The following is a 4,148-nucleotide window of genomic DNA, read 5'->3' on the forward strand; positions in this document are numbered from 1 at the left end:
CCGCCGCGCCCAGCCCCCACAAGGAGGCGGGGATGGGCGTCTTCACCCGCTTGGCCAGAAGCATGACCCCGACGGTCACCAGGGCGATGAGGGGCTCCTGGCCCGCGGCCTCCAGCTGGGAGAGGAAGAGGAGGGTAGCGATCCCGGTGGTGAAGCCTGAGATGACCGGCTGGGGGAGGTACTTGACAAAGCGGCCCAGGCGGAAGAGGCCCAACAGGATCTGCAGGACCCCGGCCATGGCCCCCGCCAGGAGCATCCCCTCCACCCCGTAGCGGGAGACCACGTCGACCAAGATCACCGTCATGGCGCCGGTGGGTCCGCTGATCTGATACTCGCTCCCTCCGAACAGGGAGGTTACAAAGCCGGCAAAGATGGCGGCGTACAAACCGGCGGCAGCTCCCGCGCCGCTTCCGATCCCGAAGGCCATCGCCAGCGGGAGGGCCACCACGGCCACGCTGAGACCGGCCATCACGTCCCCGCGGAGACGCTCCCAACGGAGACGACTCGAAAGGGTCAAAGGCGTCACCTCGTCATGTCGTCGATGATGCAGTCGATGATGTGCCTCAGGATGAACGTCCTTCAGGCATCAGGAACAGACCGGGGACCCACGGAAGGCGGTCGGGCTGGAAAGAAAAAAGCGCATGCCCAGCCCGCAAAACCAGGCTGACCATCCGCTTGGTCACTCCTACGGGGTTAGCTGACGGGCTCGGGTCACCAAGTGGCCCTACCTGACCAGGCCAGGATTCACCCCAGAGACGTGTGGGTCCCCCGCGCCCGGGGACGGGCTTCGGAGATGGGTTTCCTCGATGAATCAAAGCGTCTTCTAGTCTACCATGCCTGGGAGGAAAATCAAGGAGCGGTGGAGGTTCTGGGCCGCCGGCACCCGGCGGCCCACGGCCAGCGTGGTCCTCCCGGCCACGGGCCTCCCGCCACCACCCCCGCCTGCCCGAGGGGCGCTTCCGGCGGTCTGCTACGCCCCCTCGGCCAACCGTTCCTCCAGTTGGGCCATGATCTTCACCGAACTGCTGGCCCCGATCCGGGTGGCCCCAGCGTCGAGCATGGCCAGCACCGTTTCAATGTCCCGGATGCCGCCCGAGGCCTTCACCCCCACCTGGTCGCCGACGGCCCGCCGCATGAGCCGCACGTCGTGGAGGGTGGCGCCGCCGCTGCCGAACCCGGTGGAGGTCTTGACGAAGGCCGCTCCCGCGTCCACCGCCAAACGGCAGGCCGTCCGCTTCTCCTCGTCGGTCAGGTAGCAGGTCTCCAGGATCACCTTGACCGCCTTGGGCGCCGCGGCCCGGACCACCTCCTGGATGTCCCGCTGGGCGAGCTCCAGATCGCCGGACTTGATGGCCCCCAGGTTGAGCACCATGTCGATCTCCTCGGCCCCCTGCTCCACCGCTTCCGCCGCCTCATGGACCTTGGTGGCGGTGGTGGTGGCCCCCAGGGGAAAGCCCACCACGGTGCAGACGGCGATGCCGGTGCCGGCCAGCTCCTGGGCGGCCAGCTTCACGTAGCTGGGGTTGACGCAGACGCTGAAGAAGCCGTGCTCCACCGCCTCCCGGCAGACCTTCCGGATCCCTTCCACATCAGCCCGGGGATCGAGCAGGGTGTGATCAATGGTCCGTGCGATCTCGGCTTTGCTGGGTAACGCAGCCTGGTTGGCCGCTGCCATTGGTCCTTCGCCTCCCTTTGGGTCTCCCTTAGGCCGTCTCCTGGCGACCGGCCTTGACCAACTCCAACGCGGTAAACTGGTCCGTCACCAAGGTGTTGAAGTAGCCGCCGAGGAGGCCGCCGCGGATGGCCTGGCGCTTCTCCACGCCCCCAGCCACGGCAATGGCGTACCGCTTCTCTTTCAACTCGGCGAGTTCGATGCCAATGGTCCGGCTGTCCAGCTCCCGGTCACAGATCTGGCCCCGGCTGTCGTAGTAGCGGCCGATGACGTCCCCGACCGCGCCCCGCAGCTGGAGCTGCTGGAGCTCGTGGAGCTGGAGGTAGCCGCTCTGGACCAAGACCGACTCGACCCCGATGACCCCCACGCTGAACAAGGCGACGGACGCGTTCCGGGCCAGGTCCAGCACCGTCTTGGTGGCCGGATCGCTCTCCAGCTCCCGGCGTAAGGCGGGCATCCGCACAATGGCCGGAACCGGCAGCACGTAGGCGGTGGCCCCGAAGGCCTGCGCAAACCGCCCCGTGACGTAGTTGGGGTAACCAGGCAGGTCGGCCCGGTTCAACCCCCCGTTCAGCTGGACGACCGAGACCCCTCGCTTGGTCATGGGGTGGAGGCGGCGGGCGATCTCGCCCATGGTTCGCCCCCAGGAGACGCCCACGATGTCGTTGTCCCGCACCACATCGGCTAGGAGGCCCACCACCGCCTGGGCGAGCAGCGGCCGAACGGCCGGTTCCGATTCCAGTTCCGTGGGCACGACGATGGCCTCTTTGAGGCCGTAGGTCTCCTTCAGCGCCTGGCTCAGCTTCTCCGCCCGCTCCGTGGGATCATGGATCACCACGGTGACGATGCCCCGTTCCCGCGCCTCGCGCAGCATGCGGGAGACGGTGCTCCGGGACGTTCCAATCCGCTTGGCGATCTCACCCTGGCTCAAGCCGTGGTCGTAGGCGAGACGGGCGACTTTGACCAGAACTTCCACCCGCTGTTCTCCTGCTGTGGTCACTGAGCCACCTGCTTTCCGTCGCTGGCCCGTGGTCGGATGCTCTGCATGGGGACCAAAATCGAAGCTGCCGTTCCCCGTTTGCCATTATACCGACAACCCGCTCGTCTGCAGGTGGCCGGGGGCCGGAAGCCCCAAGTTCCCCCTTGTGAAAAAACGTGCAATCCTATCCGGACAAAAAATGCATTCGCCGGAAGGAAGTTGAACCCTCTTCGTCGAACAGCGCAACACAGATCAAATCAGGTTGCACATTTTTGCAGCAACCGCTCGCTCCGGGAGGTGCGGGGCGCCAGGCGGGGCGGCCCGCAGCCGGGAGGGTCGGAGCCAGTCCGTCTGGCTTTTCCAGCGGGAGTCACGTGAAGAGGGAGTTGGGTGCCAATGAAAGCCGCTGTTCTTCATGGACCAGGGGATCTCCGTTACGAGGACGTGCCAGACCCTGCCCCGGGGCCGGGCGAGGTGCTGGTCCGGGTGCGCCGGGCCAGCGTGTGTGGTTCGGACATCTACCGCATTACCGGACCGGGCGGCGCCTACCACTACCCGCTGATTCCGGGCCATGAGTTTTCTGGGGAGGTTGTGGGCGCGGGGCGGGATGGGCAACGGGTGACGGTGATCCCGCTCATCCCCTGCCGCCAGTGCGAGCCCTGCGAGCGGGGGCAGTACAACCTGTGCGACCGGTACTCCTACCTGGGTTCCCGCCGGGATGGGGGGTTTGCCGAGTACGTGGCCGTGCCCGAGGCCAACCTGCTGCCCGTCCCGGACTCGGTGGAGTTTGAAGAGGCGGCGACGGTGGAGGCCGCTGGCGGCGCCCTCCACACCATCCGGCGGGCCAGCGTGCAGCCCGGCGCCCGAGTGGCCATCTTCGGAGCGGGCCCCATCGGCCTTTGCGCCACCCAGTGGGCGCTTCTGCTGGGGGCCAAGCAGGTGATCGTCGTCGAGCCCGTGGAGCGGAAGCGCCAGCTGGCCATGGAGCTGGGCGCTTCGGCCACCATCGACCCGACCGAGGGTTCGGCGGCTGACATGATTCGCGAGTTGACCGACGGGGAGGGCGTCGATGCGGCGCTCGAGTTTTCGGGGAGCCCCGGCGGCCAGTCGGAGTGCATTGCGGCCCTGAAGAAGCGGGGGGTGGCGGTCTTCTACGGGATCAGCCACCGGGGCCTCGAGCTCTCGCCCGCCCACGTCGACCGCATCCTGCGGCACGAGTTGACGGTGCGGGGTTCGTGGAACGCCGACTTCAGCGCCACCGCCTCCAACGACTGGCGCATTGCCCTGGACTTCATCGCCCGTGGCCGTCTTCGGACGCGCCCGTTGATCACCCATCGCTTCCCGCTCTCCGAAGCCCCGTCGGTCTTTCACCAATTGGCCCAGCCGGGTCACGAGATGATCAAGGTCGTCTTCGAGGTCGCCTAGCCTGATCGGGTGAGGCCCTCGGGACGGCGGTCGGCTGGGCGGGGTCTTCCGGGGAGCGGAGCACCTGACATT

The 4,148-nt window shown here is 67.4% G+C and carries 4 protein-coding genes and 1 riboswitch; of the genes, 1 reads left to right on the forward strand and 3 read right to left on the reverse strand.

The genetic code is table 11. The features are described 5' to 3' along the window. The 3 genes from FWJ67_RS10655 to FWJ67_RS10665 form a co-directional block, all read right to left on the reverse strand. Positions 1-469 (reverse strand): SulP family inorganic anion transporter (locus FWJ67_RS10655; RefSeq protein ID WP_414482806.1); only part of this gene is annotated, 469 nt, incomplete at its 3' end. Between the two features lie 198 nt (positions 470-667). Further along, positions 668-803, reverse strand: a riboswitch (cyclic di-AMP (ydaO/yuaA leader). Positions 804-970: 167 nt separating this feature from the next. Further along, positions 971-1,675 (reverse strand): deoxyribose-phosphate aldolase, encoded by a 705-nt coding sequence (gene deoC, locus FWJ67_RS10660; protein ID WP_304172867.1) that lies wholly within the window; start codon positions 1,673-1,675, stop codon positions 971-973. 28 nt (positions 1,676-1,703) lie between these two features. Continuing rightward, positions 1,704-2,648: a sugar-binding transcriptional regulator gene (locus FWJ67_RS10665; protein WP_304172869.1), complete on the reverse strand. Its 945-nt coding sequence runs from the start codon at positions 2,646-2,648 to the stop codon at positions 1,704-1,706. 447 nt (positions 2,649-3,095) lie between these two features. Between FWJ67_RS10665 and FWJ67_RS10670 the strand changes: the two genes are divergently transcribed. Then, on the forward strand, positions 3,096-4,076 hold the full coding sequence (locus FWJ67_RS10670) for a galactitol-1-phosphate 5-dehydrogenase (protein WP_304172871.1): 981 nt from the start codon (positions 3,096-3,098) through the stop codon (positions 4,074-4,076). Positions 4,077-4,148 lie beyond the last annotated feature (72 nt).

Origin of the sequence: Limnochorda sp., from assembly GCF_047459355.1 — a bacterium.
GTDB lineage: Bacteria > Bacillota > Limnochordia > Limnochordales > Limnochordaceae > Limnochorda.